This window comes from Rhizobium sp. 21-4511-3d (genome assembly GCF_053522545.1).
Map to the genome: position 1 here is coordinate 330,289 of NZ_JBNWCF010000005.1, position 18,150 is coordinate 348,438.

Below are 18,150 nucleotides of genomic sequence, written 5' to 3' on the forward strand. Positions count from 1 at the left end.
CTAGCCTCTGAAGGCCGGATCCTTCTGCGACACCAGCTTGTGCAGGTGCACCATCATGCCGGCGGCAAAGAGCGGCGTGAGGAGATTGAGGAACGGCACCGCAAGAAAGGCCGCGATGACAAGGCCGCCCAGGAAGACCGTCGATCCGTGCTTGGCCCGGAACGCGCGGGCCTCCTCGGGCGGCCGGAAGCGCATCGCCGCAAATTCGAAGAATTCCCGCCCCAGCAGATAGCCGTTGACCATAAAGAAGGCGATCAGGTTGACGCCGGGAATGAAGAGCAGGAACAGCGCGATCATATTGCCAAGGATCACCACGCCGAGGAACTTGATCGAGCTCGCGAGAGCCGGCCCGAAGGGCATGGCGCTGCCCGGCCGGTCATTTGGATAGTCCCGCTTTTCCACAACCTCGGCCACATCGTCGAGAAACAGTCCGGCGATCAGCGCCGTGACCGGCGACAGCAGCAGCGCGAGACCGAGCGCCAGCCCGAGACCGGCAAGGATGGCGAAGACGAAGCTCAGCCATCCGGCCCATTCCGGCATCTGCGGAAAGAAGCCCGCGACCCAGGGAAACAGCAGCGTGGCAAACAGGCTGCGCAGCACGAACCACAGCCCCACCAGCACCAACAGCGTAAGCCCGAGAACCTTCCAGAAAACCGAACGGGTCTCGGAGGCGAGAAGATTGCGGAAAGACAGACGAGCGGCGTCAAGGATCATGCTTTGGCGTCTCCATGTGTTGTCCCGGATGTAGGAATCCCCGCGCAGAACGGCAAGCGGAAATAAAATTACATGCAACAATGGAAAACTTGTCTGCAACTAGACACTAATATATACTGCAAACTATTCGATCTAAACTTGAGCCTGAGACGCAGCTTCCGGAAATAGTTGCAAACGGCAAGTCTCGCCTAAGCGCGTCGGAAGCCCTGGTGTCTCTGCCAGTGAGGGGATGCCCGCGTGGAAGACTTCGTCCAGAAGCTCAGGCATTACGTGAAATCCGGCACCCCAGCGGAGCGCCGGATCGCGAAATATTTCACCGAGCATCTGAACGATTTGCCCTTCGAAACGGCGGCATCCGTCGCCGACCGGCTGGACCTCAGCCCGATGACCGTCGGCCGTTTTCTGCGGGCGCTTGGCTATCAAGGCCTCGACAGCGTCAAGATCCACATCCGCGAAACCGCGGTCACCTCGCCGGTGCAATTGCAGACCTCACTCACCGAACTGCAAACCGACGCATCGAGCGGCAAGCCGCTGGCTCTGCTGGTCACCGAGCAGATTCAGGCCCTGCACCACATCTATCATCTCACCGCCCAGCCCCAATGGGCCGAAGCCGTGGCGATGATCTCCGGCGCGCGCGAAGTCTTCATCGCCACGCATGCCCGCATGGCCGGCTTCGCCTCGCATTTCGCCCAGCGGCTGACCCGCGCCCGCGATGGTGTGCGGGCCCTTGATGGCTCCGGCAGCCGTTTCGCCGAATTGTTTGCCCGCCAGACCGGCGAAGGCGCGCTCCTCGTCATCGTCGACAGCCGCCGCTTCGCCCGCGCCCGGCTGCTTGCCAGAACGGCACGGCGCTACGGCTACAAGGTCGTCCTGATCGCTGCCGAGAACAATGATTGGATGCCGGATCAATCCAACATCATGCTGACGCTGCCGCCCTCCCGCGTCCCCGATGACGACAACCTGCCGCCGCTGATGGCCTTGCTCGATTGCCTCTCGGAAACGGTGATCGCCGCCACCGGCGACGAAGCACAGCAGCGCGAACGCCGCATGGCCGAATTCGGCGCCATCCTGGGCGAGGGCCGCGGCGGAGGTTAATCCATCGCCTCCAGCTCGGCGCGGTGGCGATACATCGCCAGCAGCCGGCGGTATTCCCGATCGTACATCGCCCGCTTCCCGGCGTTCGGGCTGCGCTCGTCGCCGCCGGGATACATGGCGGTTCCTGCAGCGGCGAGATCGCGGTGCAGGCCGCAGGCGACGGATGCGGCGATTGCCGTGCCGAGCAGCACGGCCTCATTCATCTTCGGCACCACCACCTTGCATCCCGTGGCATCGGAATAGAGCTCCATGAGTACCGGGTTCTTCACATGGCCACCTGCCACATGCAGCGTATCCGGCACGTAGCCGTATTCCTTCATCTTCTCGAGGATGTGGCGAATGCCGAGCGCGATCCCGACGGCCGTGCGCCAATAGAGCGCGCAGAGCCCGTCGAAGGACGTGTCGAGCGTCAATCCGCTGACGACGCCGACGGCATGCGGATCGGCAAGCGGCGAGCGGTTGCCGTGGAAATCGGGCAGCACGAAGATGCGGGCGCCGAAGGCGTCATCCCCCTCCTCGGCGCGAAGCTGCGCAACGCGGGCTGCGATCTTCTGGTGAAGTGCCGCCGTCGGCTCGCCGCCTGCAGCATGCATGCGCACGATATGATCGAGAAGCGCACCTGTCGCCGACTGTCCGGCCTCGACGAGCCAGGACTGCGGAAACACCGCTTCGTAATACGGCCCCCACATGCCGTGGCTCGGCCGCCGTTCGCGCGAGAAGGAAACGATGCAGCTCGATGTACCGGCGATCAGCGCCAGCTGCCGCTCGAGCGCGCGTGGATCATCGGCAAAGCCGCCGAGCGTTCCGAGCGCTCCGGCATAAGCATCGATCATCCCCGCCGAGACGTGGCATGCCGTCGTCAAACCGAGGGCCGAGGCCGCTTCCTGCGTCAGCGTGCCGACGCTGGAGCCAACCGGAATTGTATCGTCGGGCAGATGCCCGCGCTCCTGCAGGTCCTCAAGGCCGATCTTCGCCAGGAAGTCCTTCCGCCAGCCCTGTTCCTCATGGGAGAGATAATTCCACTTGGCCGTCAGCGTGCAGCGCGAGCGGTTTAGCGATCCCGTCGCTTTCCAGGTCATGAAGTCGGCGAGGTCGAAGAAGTAGCCGGCATTCATCCAGGTGCCCGGCAGCTTCTTCTTCAGCCACATCAGCTTCGGCATTTCCATTTCGGGCGACATGAAATGCCCGGAATGCTCCAGCACCGCATGTTCCGTCGCCGTGCAGAAATCAGCCTCCTGCAGCGCCCGATGATCGAGCCAGACGATCGTGTCGAACCGCTTTTCGCCACCGGTCGAAACGGAAATCTGCCGCCCCTCGACATCGCGCACGACAAGCGAGCAGGTCCCGTCGAAGCCGATCGCGCCGATCGAGGCGGGCGCCACGCCGGATTGTTCCACGGCCTTGCGGACCGAGATGCAGACGGCGGACCAGATATTTTCGGAATCGTGCTCGGCGTGGTTTTCACGCGGTCTGTTCATGATGATGGGATGCTCGGCCTTGCCAAGCAACCGGCCGGTGGCATCGAAGACACCGGCGCGCGCACTGCCGGTGCCGACATCCACCGCAACCACGTGATCATGCATCAGGGGTGCATCCCATCCAGCTTTTGTTTCTGGATAAGGTGTATCAAATCCGGCATCACGTCAAACACCGCTTCGGGCGAAAGCCGGTCAAGTTCAGCACGATAGCCTTCGAAATTGGCGTGCGAGCCGCCGGTGAAGGCAAAGACGCGCATGCCCGCGGCCTTTGCCGCCTCGATGCCTGCGGGGCTGTCTTCGATGACGACGCAGTTCTCCGGCGCGACATGCATTTCCCGCGCTGCATGCAGAAAAAGGTCCGGTGCCGGCTTGCCGTTCTTGACCATGCTGGCGCTAAAGATGTTCGGCAGCTTGTCGATCAGCCCGGTGACGGAAAGCGAAAGTTTGATGCGCTCGACTTGGCTGGACGAGGCCACGCAGCAGGGAAGATGCAGCGCGTCGATCGTCTCGCCGATCCCCTCGATCGGCTTCAGCTCGTTGCGGAACCGGCTGTAGAGATCGACCCGCATCCGCTCAAGAAACTCTTCCCCGGCATGGACGTGATAGTCGTTTCTCATGGTTTCGATGACGGTTGCGAGGCTCTTGCCGAGAAAGCGGCCATAGACCTCTTCTTCCGTGATCGGAACACCGAGATCGTTCATCGCCTTGACGAGAACGTTGACGGATATCGGCTCGCTGTCGACGAGCACGCCGTCGCAATCGAAAATGACAAGCCGTGTCTCAGTCATGAAAGACCAACCATGTTCTCGGACGCGTTGCCGGCCCGCTTGCCGCAAGGCGGGGCGATGGCGGCGTCATCCGCCGCCATCGCAATTGCTTACACTGCAAGCTTGCCGTCGAGATAGAGCTGCAGCGTCTCGCGAGTGCCCTTTTCCCACAGCGTTTTCAGGGCATGTGCGAAGCGCTTGCGGAAGACTTCCGATTTCGCCACTTCGCCGAAGATGTCGTCGAAAGCGAGGAAGGCCATCGGATCGTCCTTGGCCTTCAGCGCCGCGGCATGCAGACGGTCGGCGCTGGCATCGTTGAAGACGATGTCTTTGCCGCTGTCGGTCTTGCCGGCGAAGTAGCGGCACCAGAGCGCTGAGACCAGCGACAGGCCGACGACATCACGGCCCTGGCTGAGATTGTCGAGCGTCGAGGGCAGGATGAACTTCGGCTGACGGTTCGAACCATCCTGCGCCAGGCGCGGAATGGTATCGGCGATCTTCGGGTTGAGCAGGCGCCGCTCGATCAGCTGGAAATAATCCTGCAGCGAAGTGTTCGGCACCGGCGGAACGATCGGGATGATCTCATCCTTTTCGAGCTTCGCCAGGAAGGCGCGGATCAGCGGATCTTCCATCGAGTCGTGCACGAAGTGAATGTCCATCAGAGCCGCCGGATAGGCGATCGCCGCATGGCCGCCGTTCAGGATGCGGATCTTCATATGTTCGTAAGGCGTGACATCGGGAACGAAGGTGACGCCGACCTTTTCGAGCGCCGGGCGGCCCGCCGTGAACTTGTCTTCCAGCACCCACTGCTTGAACTCTTCGCAGTAAACGGGCCAGTTGTCCTCGATGCCGAACTGATCCTTGAGGAGGTCGATTTCGCGCTGGCCGGTTGCCGGCGTAATGCGGTCGACCATGGCATTCGGAAAGGCGACATTGGCCTTGATCCAGTCGGCAAGCGCCGGATCGGAAAGCTTCGCGGTGCCGACGACGGCATTGGTGGTGACGACGCCGTTATGCGGAATGTTATCGCAGGACATGACCGTGAACGGCACGATGCCCTTGTCCTTGCGCGCCTTCAGACCGGCAACGATCAGGCCGAAGACGGTCTTCGGCTCCGCCGGGTTCTTGCCGTCGGCGGCAATCGCCGGATGCTCCGGATTGAACTTGCCGGAAGCGTCGATGAAATAGCCGCCTTCGGTGATCGTCATCGAGACGATGCGGATTGCGGGATCGGAGAGCTTGGCGATGATCGCCTTGGCGTCGCCGATCGGCAGAATGTCGGCCATCGGTCCGGTGACCCGGGCCGCGGTCTTGTTGTTGTCCTGCTCGACGACGGTCGTCAGGAAATCCTGGCCCGCGAGCTTCTCGCGCATGGCCGCGTCCGACGGCAGCATGCCCGCGCCGACGATCGCCCAGTCGTGATCCTGCCCCTGGTTGAACAGGTCGTCGAGATAGATCGCCTGGTGGGCGCGATGAAAATTGCCGACGCCGAAGTGCACGATGCCGGCCGTGAGCGACGCCCGGTCATAGGCCGGAATTGCAGCGGTCTTTGCCGCTTCGGTAAGCGTTGCCAGCGATAGTTTGCACGTCATGATCTCAGTCCTCTTGAGGTCTTCCGGAACGGCAGCCGCTCCGGGTATCGGTGAAGCGGACACCCTGCCCGCTTCACATGGCCACCCCGGCCCGGTCGTCGCCTCAGATGGCGAGGCCGCCCTCGTTGAATTTGTGGATGCGGGTCTTGTCCGGCGTCAGGTAGACGGTGTCGCCCGCCTTGGCCGCGAATTCGCCACCGCCACGCGCCGTCACCGGGCCGATGCCATCGACGTCGATATGCAGGAACGTATCGGAACCAAGATGCTCGGCGACCGTCACCCTGCCCTTCCACTCACCGCTCTCGTTCGACAGCATCACATGCTCCGGACGAATGCCGATCGTGTGCGCGCCGAGCTGTGCTGCCGTCTGGCCCTTGACGAAATTCATCTTCGGCGAGCCGATGAAGCCGGCGACGAAGAGATTGCGCGGGTTCTTGTAGAGCTCCAGCGGCGAGCCGACCTGCTCGATATTGCCCTTGTTCAGCACCACGATCTTGTCGGCCATGGTCATGGCTTCCACCTGGTCGTGGGTGACGTAGATCATCGTGGTCTTCAGCTGCTGGTGCAGCTCGCTGATCTCGATGCGCATGTTGACGCGCAGCGCGGCATCGAGGTTCGACAGCGGTTCGTCGAACAGGAAGGCCGACGGCTGGCGGACGATCGCGCGGCCGATGGCGACGCGCTGGCGCTGACCACCCGAAAGCTGGCGCGGCTTGCGCTCCAGATAGTCGGTGAGGTTCAGAACCCGGGCCGCATCGGCGACCTTCTTGTCGATTTCGGCCTTGTCCATGCCCGCCATCTTCAGCGGGAAGGCGATGTTGTTGCGCACGCTCATATGCGGATAGAGCGCGTAGGACTGGAAGACCATCGCCAGACCGCGTTCGGACGGGGCCCTTTCGGTCGCGTCCTTGCCGTCGATGACGATCTTGCCGCCCGAGACGTCCTCAAGCCCGGCGATCAGCCGGAGCAGCGTGGACTTGCCGCAGCCTGAGGGGCCGACGAAGACGACGAACTCGCCGTCCTTGATATCGAGATCGATCGAAGGGATGACCTTGGCTTCGCCGAAGACCTTCGAGACTTTCTGAAGGGTAATGCTGCCCATGTTTCTCTCCCTGTAGTCTTATTTCACCGCGCCGAAGGTCAGGCCGCGGACGAGTTGTTTCTGCGAGAACCAGCCGAGGATAAGGATCGGGGCGATCGCCATTGTCGATGCTGCCGAAAGCTTTGCGTAGAACAGGCCTTCGGGGCTGGAATAGGAAGCGATGAAGGCCGTCAGCGGCGCCGCCCTTGAGGCAGAGAGGTTGAGGGTCCAGAAGGCTTCGTTCCAGGCAAGGATGATGTTGAGCAGCAGCGTCGAGGCAATTCCGGGAACGGCCATCGGCGTCAGCACGTAGATGATTTCCTTGGCGAGCGAGGCGCCGTCCATGCGGGCGGCTTCGAGGATTTCGCCGGGGATTTCCTTGAAGTAGGTGTAGAGCATCCAGACGATGATCGGCAGGTTGATCAGCGTCAGCACGATCACCAGTCCGAAGCGGCTGTCGAGCAGGCCGCTGTTGCGGAACATCAGGTAGATCGGGATGAGCGCGCCGACCGGCGGCATCATCTTCGTCGACAGCATCCACATCAGGACATCCTTGGTCCGCTTGGTCGGCGAGAACGCCATGGCCCAGGCGGCCGGGATGGCGATGATCAGGCCAAGCAGCGTCGAGCCGAAGGAGATGATCACCGAGTTCATGAAGTGGCCGAGATAGTTCGACCGGCTCTGCACTTCCGAATAGTTCTCGGTCGTCCAGTGGAAGAACAGGAACTGCGGCGGCGAGGCGATTGCATCGGCTTCCGACTTGAAGCTTGTGAGGAAGGTCCAGAGGATCGGGAAGAAGATCAGGATCCCGAGCGTCCAGGCAATCGCGGTCATGATGACCTTGCGCTGTGTTGTGACTTTGCGAGCCATCTTACGCCTCCAGGTTCTTGCCGACGAGGCGGACAAGGAAGATCGCGACGATATTGGCGAGGATGACAGCGACGATACCGCCTGCCGAAGCACCGCCGATATCGAACTGCAGAAGCGCCTGCACATAGACCAGGTAGGTCAGGTTCGTGCTCTGCGTGCCGGGACCGCCATTGGTCGTGACCAGGATTTCGGCGAAGACGGACAGCAGGAAGATCGTCTGGATCAGGATGACCACGGTGATGGCACGGGCCATGTGCGGCAGCACGATATAGATGAATTTCGAAACGACGCCGGCGCCGTCCATTTCGGCGGCTTCCTGCTGCTCTTCGTCGAGCGACTGCAGGGCCGTCAGCATGATGAGCGTCGCGAAGGGCAGCCACTGCCAGGCAACGATCAGAATGATCGAGAACAGCGGCGCGTTCGCCAGCCAGTCATAGGGCTGCAATCCGAGCGCCTTGGCGAGATGCGCGAAGAGCCCGTTGACCGGGTTCATGAACATGTTCTTCCAGACGAGCGCTGCGACCGTCGGCATGACGAAGAACGGCGCAATCACCAGGATGCGCACGATGCCCTGCCCGTAGATGTCCTGGTTCAGCAGGATGGCGAAGGCAATGCCGCCGATGACTGTGATCAACAGCACCCCAAGCACCAGCAGCAACGTATTGCCAAGCGCCGAGAAGAAGGCCGGATCCGTGAGGAAGTACTTGTAGTTCAGGAAGCCGACGAAGGTTTCCATGCCCGGGCTGAGCAGATTGTAGTTCAGCAGCGAGAAGTAGATCGTCATCGCCAGCGGGATGAGCGACCAGAGCAGCAGGAGGATGACCGAAGGCGCCATCATCATGCGCGCCGCAGAGCGGGTGTGTAACGTTGCCATGGCAATTACCGATCTTGTCTTGGAGTGGCGAACGGCTGCAGGGCAGCAAAGAAAAAAAGGGGCCGCCGATGCAGTTCGGGCAATTCGGCGGCCCAGTTGAGTGGAATGTCAAGCATTCCAACCCGTTCTCAGGAGGTTATTACTTGATGTAACCAGCCTTGGTCATTTCGCGAGTGGTCAGCTGCTGTGCGCTCTGGAGAGCCTGGTCGACCGAGATCTGGCCGGCAAGCGCTGCGGAGAACTGCTGGCCAACGGCCGTACCGATGCCCTGGAATTCCGGGATCGCCACGAACTGGACGCCGACATAGGGGACCGGCTTTACGGTCGGCTTGGTCGGGTCAGCCGAGTTGATCGAGTCCAGCGTCATCTTCGCGAAAGGAGCTGCCTTCTGGTAATCGGCATTCGCATAGAGCGAAGAGCGCGTACCGGGAGGTGCATTCAGCCAGCCTTCCTTCTCGGCGACCAGCTCGGTGTAGTGCTTGCTGGTAGCCCAGGCGACGAACTTCTCAGCCGCTTCGACCTTCTGCGAGCCTGCCGGGATGGCGAGGTTCCAGGCCCAGAGCCAGTTGCCGCGCTTGCCGAGGCCCTTATCCGGAGCCAGAGCGAAGCCGACCTTGTCAGCGACCTGCGATTCCTTCGGGTTGCTGACGAAAGATGCAGCAACGGTCGCGTCGATCCACATGCCGCACTTGCCGGTCTGGAAGAGCGCCAGGTTTTCGTTGAAGCCGTTCGAAGAGGCACCCGGAGGGCCGGCTTCCTTCATCAGGTTGACGTAGAAGTTCAGCGTGTCCTTCCACTCGGGCTGATCGAACTGCGGTGCCCACTTTTCGTCAAACCAGCGAGCGCCGAAGGAGTTCGACATAGCCGTCAGGAAGGCCATGTTTTCGCCCCAGCCAGCCTTGCCGCGAAGGCAGATGCCGTAGATTTCCTTGTCCTTGTTGGTGATCTTCTTCGCAGCGTCTGCGATGAAGTCCCAGGTCGGAGCGTCGGGCATCTTCAGGCCGGCAGCGTCGAACAGATCCTTGCGGTACATGACCATGGAGCTTTCGCCGTAGAACGGAGCTGCATAGAGCTTGCCGTCTGCGGTCAGGCCGCTGCGGATAGCCGGCAGCAGGTCGTCGGCATCGTAGTCGGCGCCGAGATTGTCGAGCGGCATCAGCCAGCCCTGCTTTGCCCAGATCGGAACTTCGTAAGTGCCGATGGTCAGAACGTCATACTGACCGCCCTTGGTCGCGATGTCGGTGGTGACCTTCTGGCGCAGCACGTTCTCTTCGAGCGTGACCCATTCCAGATCGATGTCGGGGTTGGATTTTTTGAAGTCGTCCGTCAGCTTCTGCATCCGGATCATGTCGCCGTTGTTCACGGTCGCGATCGTGAGCGTTTCAGCCGAAGCCATGCCCGCAAACGCAAGTGCCGAGCAGGCGCCCAGCAGGAGAGTTCTCAATGTCATATCTTCCTCCCAGAAGATGAGTGTGAGCATTCGCTTTGCTCATGGGCAATTACTCACAAAACATTACAAAATGTCAATCCGCATTCGTTGCTGCATCAGCGAACGGCACACTTAACTATATGATTTAAAACAAAATAATTTTTGCTCAGCCCGTGAGCAAAAACTCGGCAGTTGCCTCATCGGTGATCAAAGCATTGATCTGCCTGCCAACGATCGCCGCCCGTATCGCCTTGAATTTACGCTTTCCCTTGGCGATTCCAATCACCGTCGAAGACTCGCGCGGCGGGATCGGCGCAGACGCCACCCGCTCGTTGATCGGATTATCAAGAAGCTTGCCGTCACCGTCGAAAATCCAGCCGCAGATCTCGCCGACGGCACCGTTGCGCATCAGCTCCATCATCTCGTCCTTCTCGAGGAAACCGTCGACGCAGAGCGGGCCGTCGATGCCGAGCTCGCCGATACCGACGAAGGTGACATCCGACTGCGAGCTGATCTCCAGCGTCGAGCGCACCAGCTGCTGGCTGTGCAGCATCTCTCGCTCTTCCGAAGAGGTGACGAGAACCGGCAGCGGCATCGGGAAATGCCGCGCCTTGACGGCATCGGCCATGCTGAAGATGACGTTGTAATAGGCGGCCGACCCGTCGGGCGTGATGTTGCCGGTCAGCGAGACGATGCGGTGATCGGGACATTCGAGCAGCGGCAGCTGATCGACCGCGGCCTTCAGCGTACGTCCGGTACCGACGGCAAGCACGATCGGTTCCGGCCGTTTCAGCCAGCGCTCGATCTCCGCCGCCGCCGCCTCGGCAATGCCGATCGTCGTCGAGGAGGAGCCCGGATCGCTGGGCACGACCTCGACATAACGCAGGTCGAATTTCTTGCGCAGCTGGTTGCCGAGTTCGAGGCAGGCGGCGATCGGATGGTCGAGCCGCACCTTGATCAGCTTTTCGGCAACGGCGAGCGAAACCAGCCGCTGCGCCGACTGGCGCGAAATCCCCATGGTGGAGGCGATCTCGTCCTGCGTGCGGCCGGCAACGTAATAGAGCCAACCCGCCCGCGCCGCGTCGTCCAGCCGTCCAGGAGTATCGGTTCTCTTTGCCATCTAGCTTCTACCGCGCAAAATAAGCCGGTGCTTTACCGGGTGAAATGACCATGAATCTCTAATGCGCCAGATCAAAACAAAAATGGGCAAATGTCGAGTGCGTTGAAGAAATGCGTGACAGATTTCGTTGTCTGGGCCGTCACGCAAACCAGTTCGCGATGACGAAAGCCGCCGCTTTGACGATCCCGTAGACCATGCCGCCGACAATCGTCGCCGACAGCGCCGTGGCAATTACGCCGAGGATCACAAACAGCCCGTCACGCCCGAGAATGCCGAAGGAGAACAGGCCGATCGCCAGCGCCGGCAGCATGTTCCCGAGCGGGATCGGCAGCGTCAGAATGATCGCCATGACAAGACAGAGGAAGCCCGCGACATATTCCGCCGGAGGCTCGACCAGCACGGAAAGCCGCGGCTTCAGCATCCGCTCTGCAAAGGCCAGCCAACGATGGATCCGCGAAATGATCGCCTCGAAATCCTCCCGCCGCATCGAACGGTCGGCAATCACCTTCGGCAGCCAGGGCTTTAGGCCGAACGTCAGCTGCGCGGCAAGAAAAAGCAGCGGTGCGCCGAGGATCGCCGAGGTTCCCGGCGGTGTCGGCACGAGATTGGGCAATGCGAAGACCAGCATCAGAGCGCCGATTGCCCGGTCACCCATGGTCTCGAAAATATCCCGGATGGAGATGCGTTCGCGCGAACGGTCGTTCGCCATCTGCCTCAAAATTGCCGACAGGCGGCGCGCCCGCGGACGTGGATTACGCGGCAGGCGCCCCCGCGCCATGTCCATGCTATCGATCGTCATAAAAACCCCAGCTTCTCGATTTCGGCTTACTGATACCATCCAAATATGAAGCTTCTCTGCTGAATGTGCCGCCATCATGACGGCAGGGGTTCGCGATCACGGCCATTGCAAGGCCATTTTTCGCCGTCACGCGCCGCTTGACCCGTGCCGCGACCGGGCGTTACTCATTCGCCAAGGAGAAATTTGCGTGCGGATTTTGCTGGTTGAAGACGACGGAATGATCGGCGAAGCGGTGCGCGACCATGTCGCCGCCGCCGGTCACGCGATCGACTGGATGCGCACCATCACCGACGCGCATGTGGCGGCGAAATCTGTCGACTACGGCCTGATCCTGCTCGACCTGCAGCTGCCTGACGGCACCGGCATCGCCTTCCTCAAGGAGATCCGCGGCCGCGGCTCATCGGTTCCCGTCATCATCCTGACCGCCCGGGACCAGATTTCCGACCGCATCGAAGGGCTGAACGCCGGCGCCGACGACTACCTCGTCAAACCCTTCAATCTCGGCGAGCTCGAGGCCCGCATCATGGCCGTCGCGCGCCGCTACGGCGCCAACCCGCACCCGATCATCAAGATCGCCGACATCGAGATCGACCGCCCGCAGCACAAGCTTGCGGTCGCCGGCGAGCCGATCGTGCTGACGAGCCGTGAATGGGCCGTTCTCGATCTTCTGATCGCAAGGCCGGGCGCCATCGTTCCCAAGGACCGGATCGAGGAGGCGCTCTATGCCTTCGGCTCGGAGATCGAGAGCAATACGGTCGAGGTCTATGTCAGCCGCCTGCGCAAGAAGATCGGCAAGGACCGCATCCGTACCGCCCGCGGCATCGGTTACACACTGGGCGAAGCATGAGACGTGAACCGAGCATCACCCGGCCGCTGATCCTGGCGCTGACGAGCATCCTCGTGCTCTTCTGGCTGATCGCCATCGGCCTCAGCATCCGCGTCATGCAGCACGAGTTCTCGGAGATTTTCGATAGCGCGCAGGAAGAAACGACGCAGCGCCTGCTGGCGCTGATCGTCGACGATCTCGGCGAGCGGACCGTCAGCGACCCGCGCAGTATCGCCATGCTGAACACGGCCGCCAGCCGCGAATACCTGACCTATCAGCTGCGCGACAAGACCGGAAAGGTCGTGCTGCGCTCCAACGACGCGCCGTCCGAGCCCTTCAGCGCGCCGCTTACCCAAGGCTTCCACGACACGCAATCGCACCGCATCTACACCGAGGCGACGGCGGATGGCACGCTGTTCATGCAGGTCGCCGACCGCTTCGGCAATCGCCGCGAAGCCGTGCGCGAAAGTGCCGCGACGCTTCTCTGGCCGCTGATCGTCCTGATCCCCGCCAGCATCTTCGCCGTATGGTTCGTGGTCGGCCGCGCGCTGAAACCGATCGAGACCCTGCGGCAGGACATTGCCACAAAGGACGGCGGCAACATGGCGCCGATCGAGAGCGGCCGCCTACCGCGCGAGATCAAGCCGATCGCCCGTTCCGTCAACCTGCTGCTTGCCCGGCTGCGCGCAGCCCTCGAAGCCGAGCGCGAATTCACCGCCAACAGCGCCCACGAGCTGCGCACGCCGATCGCCGGTGCGCTGGCGCAGACACAGCGCCTTGCGCAGGAGCTGCCTGCAGGCCCGGTCCGCCAGCGGGCGCAGCAGGTGGAAGCATCGCTTGCCAATCTCGGCCGTCTTGCCGAAAAGCTGCTTCAGCTCTCCCGCGCTGAGGCCGGAATCGGCAGAAGCGATACGCCATCCGATCTCAAGGCGATCCTCGACATGCTGATGGTCGACTACGCCCGCGACAGCCGCACCGAAGGCCGCGTCGCCTATCAGGCAGAACCCGGTGCTGCCATGGTGCGCAATGCCGATATCGACGCCTTCGGCATCGTCATCCGCAATCTCGTCGAGAACGCGCTCTCTCATGGCGATCCCGAACAGCCGGTGGAGGTCTCGATCGATGGCAATGGCACGATCCGGGTCGTCAACGACAGCTCCGTCATCGCCGCAGCCGATCTTGCAAATCTGAAGCGCCGCTTCCGCCGCGGCGCGACCAACGCGCCGGGCTCCGGCCTCGGCCTGGCGATCGCCGACCGCATCACCACGCAGATGGGCGGCACGCTGGAGCTGATCTCGCCCGCGAGCGGCAGCCGATCCGGTTTCGAAGCGCGGATCACGCTCCCCGCATAGGACTTGCAAATCACATCAAACGGTGCGAGCAGACGCCAGCAATCGCGAGGCGGCAAGACATGATTATTTCCTTCGATATCGGCGGCTCGGCTATCAAGGGCGGCATCGCCCGCTCGGAAGCGGACATCACTCCCATGGGCCGCAAGCCGACCCCGAAGGATAATTTTGCCGCCTTCGTCGAAACCATCCGCAGCTTCATTACCGAGAGCGGCGAAAAGCCCACGCGCGTCGCGCTGTCGATCGCCGGCGTCGTCGATCCCGATACGCAGCGGCTGACGTGCGCCAACATCCCCTGCATTCATGGCCGCGACCTTGCCGCCGATCTCCAGGCCGAACTCGGCCTGCCGGTGCTGATCGCCAATGATGCGGATTGCTTCGCCATGGCCGAAGCCGAGCTCGGCGCCGGTCGCGGTCACCGCATCGTTCTCGGCGCCATCCTCGGCACCGGCGTCGGCGGCGGTCTGGTTTCCGATGGCCGCCTGATCAACGCCTCGGGCGGCTTTGCCGGCGAATGGGGCCATGGCCCGATCATCGCGTCGGAAGCCGGAAACCCGCCTGCGAAGATCCCCGCCTATCCCTGCGGCTGCGGCCAGAAGGGCTGCGTCGACACGGTCGGCGGCGCTCGCGGCCTCGAGCGTCTGCACAAGACGCTGCACGATCTCGATTTCTCCAGCGAGGAGATCATCACGCAATGGCAGCAGGGCGATGAGAAAGCGACGCACACGATCGACGTCTATACCGACCTCGTCGCCTCGCCGCTGGCGCTGACGGTCAACATCACCGGCGCGACCATCGTGCCGGTCGGCGGCGGCCTGTCGAATGTCGAGCAGCTGCTTGCCGAACTCGATAAAGCGGTCCGCCAGCGGATCCTGCGCAAGTTCAACCGTCCGCTGGTGGTTCGCAGCGAATGCCGCGTCGAGCCCGGCCTCATCGGTGCGGCCATCCTCGGCCTGAAGGCCGAGGCCGCCTAACGCCAAAAGCGAAAACGGCGCGGCCGAAGCCGCGCCATCTTCACTCAGCAGCCATCGCCGGCGGATGATGCTCATCCGCGTCTTCCTGGTCGGCGCTGGCCTGCCCGCTCGTCGCGTCCTTCGGCTCCCGGCCGAAGAACAGTGCGTAGCCTGCGGGCAGAACAAAGATCGTCAGCAGGGTGGCAACCAGAATGCCGCCCATCATCGCATAGGCAAGCGGACCCCAGAACACGCCCCGCGAGATCGGGATCAGCGCCAACACGGCCGTCAGCGCCGTCAGCATGATCGGCCGGAAACGGCGGACTGCAGCGCCGACGATCGCTTCCTGGCGATGCATCCCCGCCTTGATATCCTGGTCGATCTGGTCGACGAGGATGATCGAGTTGCGGATGATGATGCCGAGCAGCGCGATGACGCCGAGGATCGCCACGAAGCCGAACGGGGCACCGCTGATCAGCAGCGCGCTTGCCGCGCCGATGATACCGAGCGGACCGGTCGCAAAGACCAGCATCGCCTTGCCGAAGTGCTGCAGCTGCGCCATCAGCAGGATCATGATCACCACCAGCATGATCGGCGCCTTGGCGGCAATCGAATCCTGGCTCTCGGCGGCATCTTCCGCCCCGCCCTGGATCTGGACCTGATAGCCGGCCGGAAGGCTGTCACGCAGACCCTTCATGTCTGCATACATCTTCATCGCCACGTCGTTCGGCTGAACGCCGTCAGGCAACGTGGCGCGGACGGTGATCGTCGGCAGACGGTCACGCCGCCACTCGACGCCCTGCTCCATCACAGGCACGACCTTGGCGATCTGCGAGACCGGCACGAAACCACCGAAATCCGTAGGCACATAGACCGAGTTGACGGCAGACAGCAGCGAGCGGCTGGTTTCCGGCTCACGGGCAACGATCGAAACCGTCTCCTCGCCATCGCGGAAGTCGTCGAGCGGTGCACCCGACATTGCCGTCTGCAGCATCTGGCGGACGCGCTGCGAGGTCACACCGAGCGAGCGGGCACGATCCTGGTCGATGACCAGCTTCATGGCCGGCACCGGCTCGAGCCAGTCGTCGTGGATGGCGCCAAGCTCAGGGTTCTCGGCAAACTTCGCCTTCACCTGATCGGCGATGCGCCGCACTTCCTGGCGATCCGGACCCATGACGCGCATCTGCACGGGCCAGCCGGTCGGCGGTCCCAGGAACAGGCGATCTACCTTCCCACGGATATCCGGGAAGTCTTCGGCCAGGATGGTGCGCAGCTTGGTGATAAGCCGCTCACGGGCCGGCTCGTCATTCGCCATGATCAGCAGCTGGGCAAAGTTCGGATTGGCAAGCTGCTGGTCGAGCGGCAGGAAGAAGCGCGGCGCACCCTCGCCGATATAGGTGGCGATAAACTTCTTGTCCTTGTCGTCCATCATCTTGGCTTCGAGGGCTTTTGCCTTGGTCTCGACATCCTTGATGCTGGTACCCTCTGGCAGCCAGAGATCGACCAGGATTTCCGGCCGCGAGGACTGCGGGAAGAAGTTCTGCGGAATGAACTGGAAGCTCCAGAGGCTGGTGACGAAGGCACCGACAGTGATCAAGAGCACGATCGCGCGATGGCGCACCGCCCAGCCGACGCTGCCCCGCAGGCCGCGATAGAAGCGGGTATCGAAAACATCGTGATGCTCACCCGCATGGTGGCGCTGCTTCAAGATCATGTAGCCGAGCCACGGCGTGAAATAGACCGCGACGAACCACGAAACGATGAGAGCGATGCCGACGACATAGAACAGCGAGCGCACATACTCACCGGCCGTCGAGGCCGCGAAGCCGACGGGGATGAACCCCGCCGTGGTGATCAGCGTGCCGGTCAGCATCGGGAAGGCGGTCGACGAATAGGCAAAGCTTGCCGCCTCGATCTTGACGAGCCCTTCTTCGAGCTTTCGCTCCATCATCTCGACGACGATCATCGCGTCATCGACCAGAAGGCCGAGCGCAATGATCAGCGCGCCGAGCGAGATACGCTGCAGATCGATGCCGAGTTCGTACATGATCGCGAATGTCGCGGCGAGCACCAGCGGGATTGCGATCGCAATCACCAGACCCGACCGCCAGCCGATCGACAGGAACGACACGATGAGAACGATGACCAGTGCCTCGCCGAGCGCATGCATGAACTCGCTGATCGCATCGGTCACGACATCGGGCTGGTTGGAAATCTGATCGACAGCCACGCCGTAAGGCAGCGACTTCTCGAAGCGCTCATAGGTCGCTTCGACATCCTTGCCGACATCGGTGACCTTGAAGCCCTTGGCCATGACGACGCCGACCTGGACGCTTTCGTGGCCGTTGAAGCGGTACTTGCGCTGATAGGGATCTTCGAGACCGGAATAGACGGTGGCGATATCGCCAAGGCGGGTCACCTGATTACCGGAGCGCAGCCGCAGCTCGCGGATATCGTCCAGCTTGCGCACATCGCCCTCGACGGAAATCCGCACAGACCGCAGACCGGTATCGACGGAGCCGGCGGGATCGACGCTGTTCTGACCCTTGATAGCGTTCTGCAGGTCGACGACCGTCAGGCCGCGCTCGGCCAGCGCCTTGGAGGACACGTCGATATAAATCTTCTCCGGCTGGTCGCCGATGATAACCGCCTTCTCGACGCCCGGCGTCGTCAGCAGCATGTCACGCGCCTGGATCGCGAATTTCTTGAGCTCCGGATAGGAATAGCCATCGCCGCTGATCGAATGCAGCGTGATGAATGTATCGCCGAACTCATCGTTGAAATACGGCCCGAGCAGACCCTGCGGCAGCTCGCTGGAGATATCGCCGACTTTCTTGCGCACCTGGTAGAAGGCGTCGGCAACGTCAGCCGCGTTGGTATCGCCCTTCACCTGCACGGTGATGATCGAGCTGCCGGCGCGGGTATAGGACTTCACCCAGTCGAGGTGTGGCGTTTCCTGCAGCTTGCGCTCGATCTTGTTGGTGACCTGGTCTTCCATTTCCTGAATGGAGGCGCCCGGCCAGACGGCCTGCACGACCATGACGCGGAAGGTGAAATCCGGGTCTTCCTTCTGGCCCATGCGCATCAGCCCGAGCACACCGGTGATCAGGATGAGGCCGAAGAGGAAGCGGGCGATGCTCGGATGGCCGATTGCCCAGCGCGACAGGTTGAACGGGCGCTTCTCGGTGGTGTTGTTGTCCATG

At 62.2% G+C, this 18,150-nt stretch carries 15 protein-coding genes; 4 read left to right on the plus strand and 11 right to left on the minus strand.

The features are described from left to right. Entirely contained in the window at positions 1–714 is a 714-nt protein-coding gene (locus ACQZ5H_RS14170) for a sulfate transporter family protein (protein WP_199628919.1), read from the minus strand. A 237-nt stretch (positions 715–951) separates the two neighbouring features. On the opposite strand from ACQZ5H_RS14170, the gene ACQZ5H_RS14175 reads away from it, so the two are divergent. Then, a complete protein-coding gene (locus tag ACQZ5H_RS14175; protein WP_130282295.1) occupies positions 952–1,809 on the plus strand; it encodes a MurR/RpiR family transcriptional regulator in 858 nt (285 codons plus the stop codon). Here the strand turns inward: ACQZ5H_RS14175 and ACQZ5H_RS14180 are convergent. The 9 genes from ACQZ5H_RS14180 to ACQZ5H_RS14220 form a co-directional block, all read right to left on the minus strand. Beyond that, on the minus strand, positions 1,806–3,392 hold the full coding sequence (locus ACQZ5H_RS14180; RefSeq protein ID WP_112719796.1) for an FGGY-family carbohydrate kinase: 1,587 nt from the start codon (positions 3,390–3,392) through the stop codon (positions 1,806–1,808). The genes ACQZ5H_RS14175 and ACQZ5H_RS14180 overlap by 4 nt on opposite strands. After that, positions 3,392–4,075 (minus strand): HAD family hydrolase, encoded by a 684-nt coding sequence (locus ACQZ5H_RS14185; RefSeq protein WP_112719797.1) that lies wholly within the window; start codon positions 4,073–4,075, stop codon positions 3,392–3,394. The genes ACQZ5H_RS14180 and ACQZ5H_RS14185 overlap by 1 nt, the downstream gene beginning before the upstream one ends. An 89-nt stretch (positions 4,076–4,164) precedes the next feature. Then, positions 4,165–5,646, minus strand: a complete 1,482-nt coding sequence (locus ACQZ5H_RS14190; protein WP_449098073.1) for a mannitol dehydrogenase family protein — start codon at positions 5,644–5,646, stop codon at positions 4,165–4,167. Positions 5,647–5,749: 103 nt separating this feature from the next. Then, on the minus strand, positions 5,750–6,748 hold the full coding sequence (locus tag ACQZ5H_RS14195) for an ABC transporter ATP-binding protein (protein WP_112719799.1): 999 nt from the start codon (positions 6,746–6,748) through the stop codon (positions 5,750–5,752). An 18-nt stretch (positions 6,749–6,766) separates the two neighbouring features. Beyond that, positions 6,767–7,597, minus strand: a complete 831-nt coding sequence (locus ACQZ5H_RS14200) for a carbohydrate ABC transporter permease (protein ID WP_449098074.1) — start codon at positions 7,595–7,597, stop codon at positions 6,767–6,769. Between the two features lies 1 nt (position 7,598). Then, positions 7,599–8,471 (minus strand): carbohydrate ABC transporter permease, encoded by an 873-nt coding sequence (locus ACQZ5H_RS14205; RefSeq protein ID WP_112719801.1) that lies wholly within the window; start codon positions 8,469–8,471, stop codon positions 7,599–7,601. 139 nt (positions 8,472–8,610) lie between these two features. Continuing rightward, a complete protein-coding gene (locus tag ACQZ5H_RS14210; RefSeq protein ID WP_199628914.1) occupies positions 8,611–9,921 on the minus strand; it encodes an ABC transporter substrate-binding protein in 1,311 nt (436 codons plus the stop codon). Positions 9,922–10,066: 145 nt separating this feature from the next. Continuing rightward, the gene (locus ACQZ5H_RS14215; RefSeq protein ID WP_130282301.1) at positions 10,067–11,020 is read right to left on the minus strand and encodes a sugar-binding transcriptional regulator; all 954 of its coding nucleotides are present in this window, start codon (positions 11,018–11,020) and stop codon (positions 10,067–10,069) included. A 139-nt stretch (positions 11,021–11,159) separates the two neighbouring features. Continuing rightward, on the minus strand, positions 11,160–11,738 hold the full coding sequence (locus ACQZ5H_RS14220; protein WP_449098105.1) for an exopolysaccharide biosynthesis protein: 579 nt from the start codon (positions 11,736–11,738) through the stop codon (positions 11,160–11,162). Between the two features lie 268 nt (positions 11,739–12,006). Between ACQZ5H_RS14220 and ACQZ5H_RS14225 the strand changes: the two genes are divergently transcribed. The 3 genes from ACQZ5H_RS14225 to ACQZ5H_RS14235 are packed head-to-tail and all read left to right on the plus strand — an operon-like array spanning position 12,007 to position 14,968. Further along, entirely contained in the window at positions 12,007–12,666 is a 660-nt protein-coding gene (locus ACQZ5H_RS14225) for a response regulator (protein WP_130282305.1), read from the plus strand. Next, positions 12,663–13,997 carry an ATP-binding protein gene (locus tag ACQZ5H_RS14230; RefSeq protein WP_449098075.1) on the plus strand — a complete coding sequence of 445 codons (1,335 nt, stop codon included), beginning with the start codon at positions 12,663–12,665 and terminating at the stop codon, positions 13,995–13,997. Before ACQZ5H_RS14225 ends, ACQZ5H_RS14230 begins: the two co-directional genes overlap by 4 nt. Positions 13,998–14,056: 59 nt before the next feature. Next, complete coding sequence (locus tag ACQZ5H_RS14235; protein ID WP_449098076.1) at positions 14,057–14,968, plus strand: ROK family protein; 912 nt, start codon at positions 14,057–14,059, stop codon at positions 14,966–14,968. 40 nt (positions 14,969–15,008) lie between these two features. Here ACQZ5H_RS14235 and ACQZ5H_RS14240 read toward each other — a convergent pair whose 3' ends face one another. Beyond that, the gene (locus ACQZ5H_RS14240) at positions 15,009–18,149 is read right to left on the minus strand and encodes an efflux RND transporter permease subunit (protein WP_449098077.1); all 3,141 of its coding nucleotides are present in this window, start codon (positions 18,147–18,149) and stop codon (positions 15,009–15,011) included. Position 18,150: the final 1 nt, after the last annotated feature.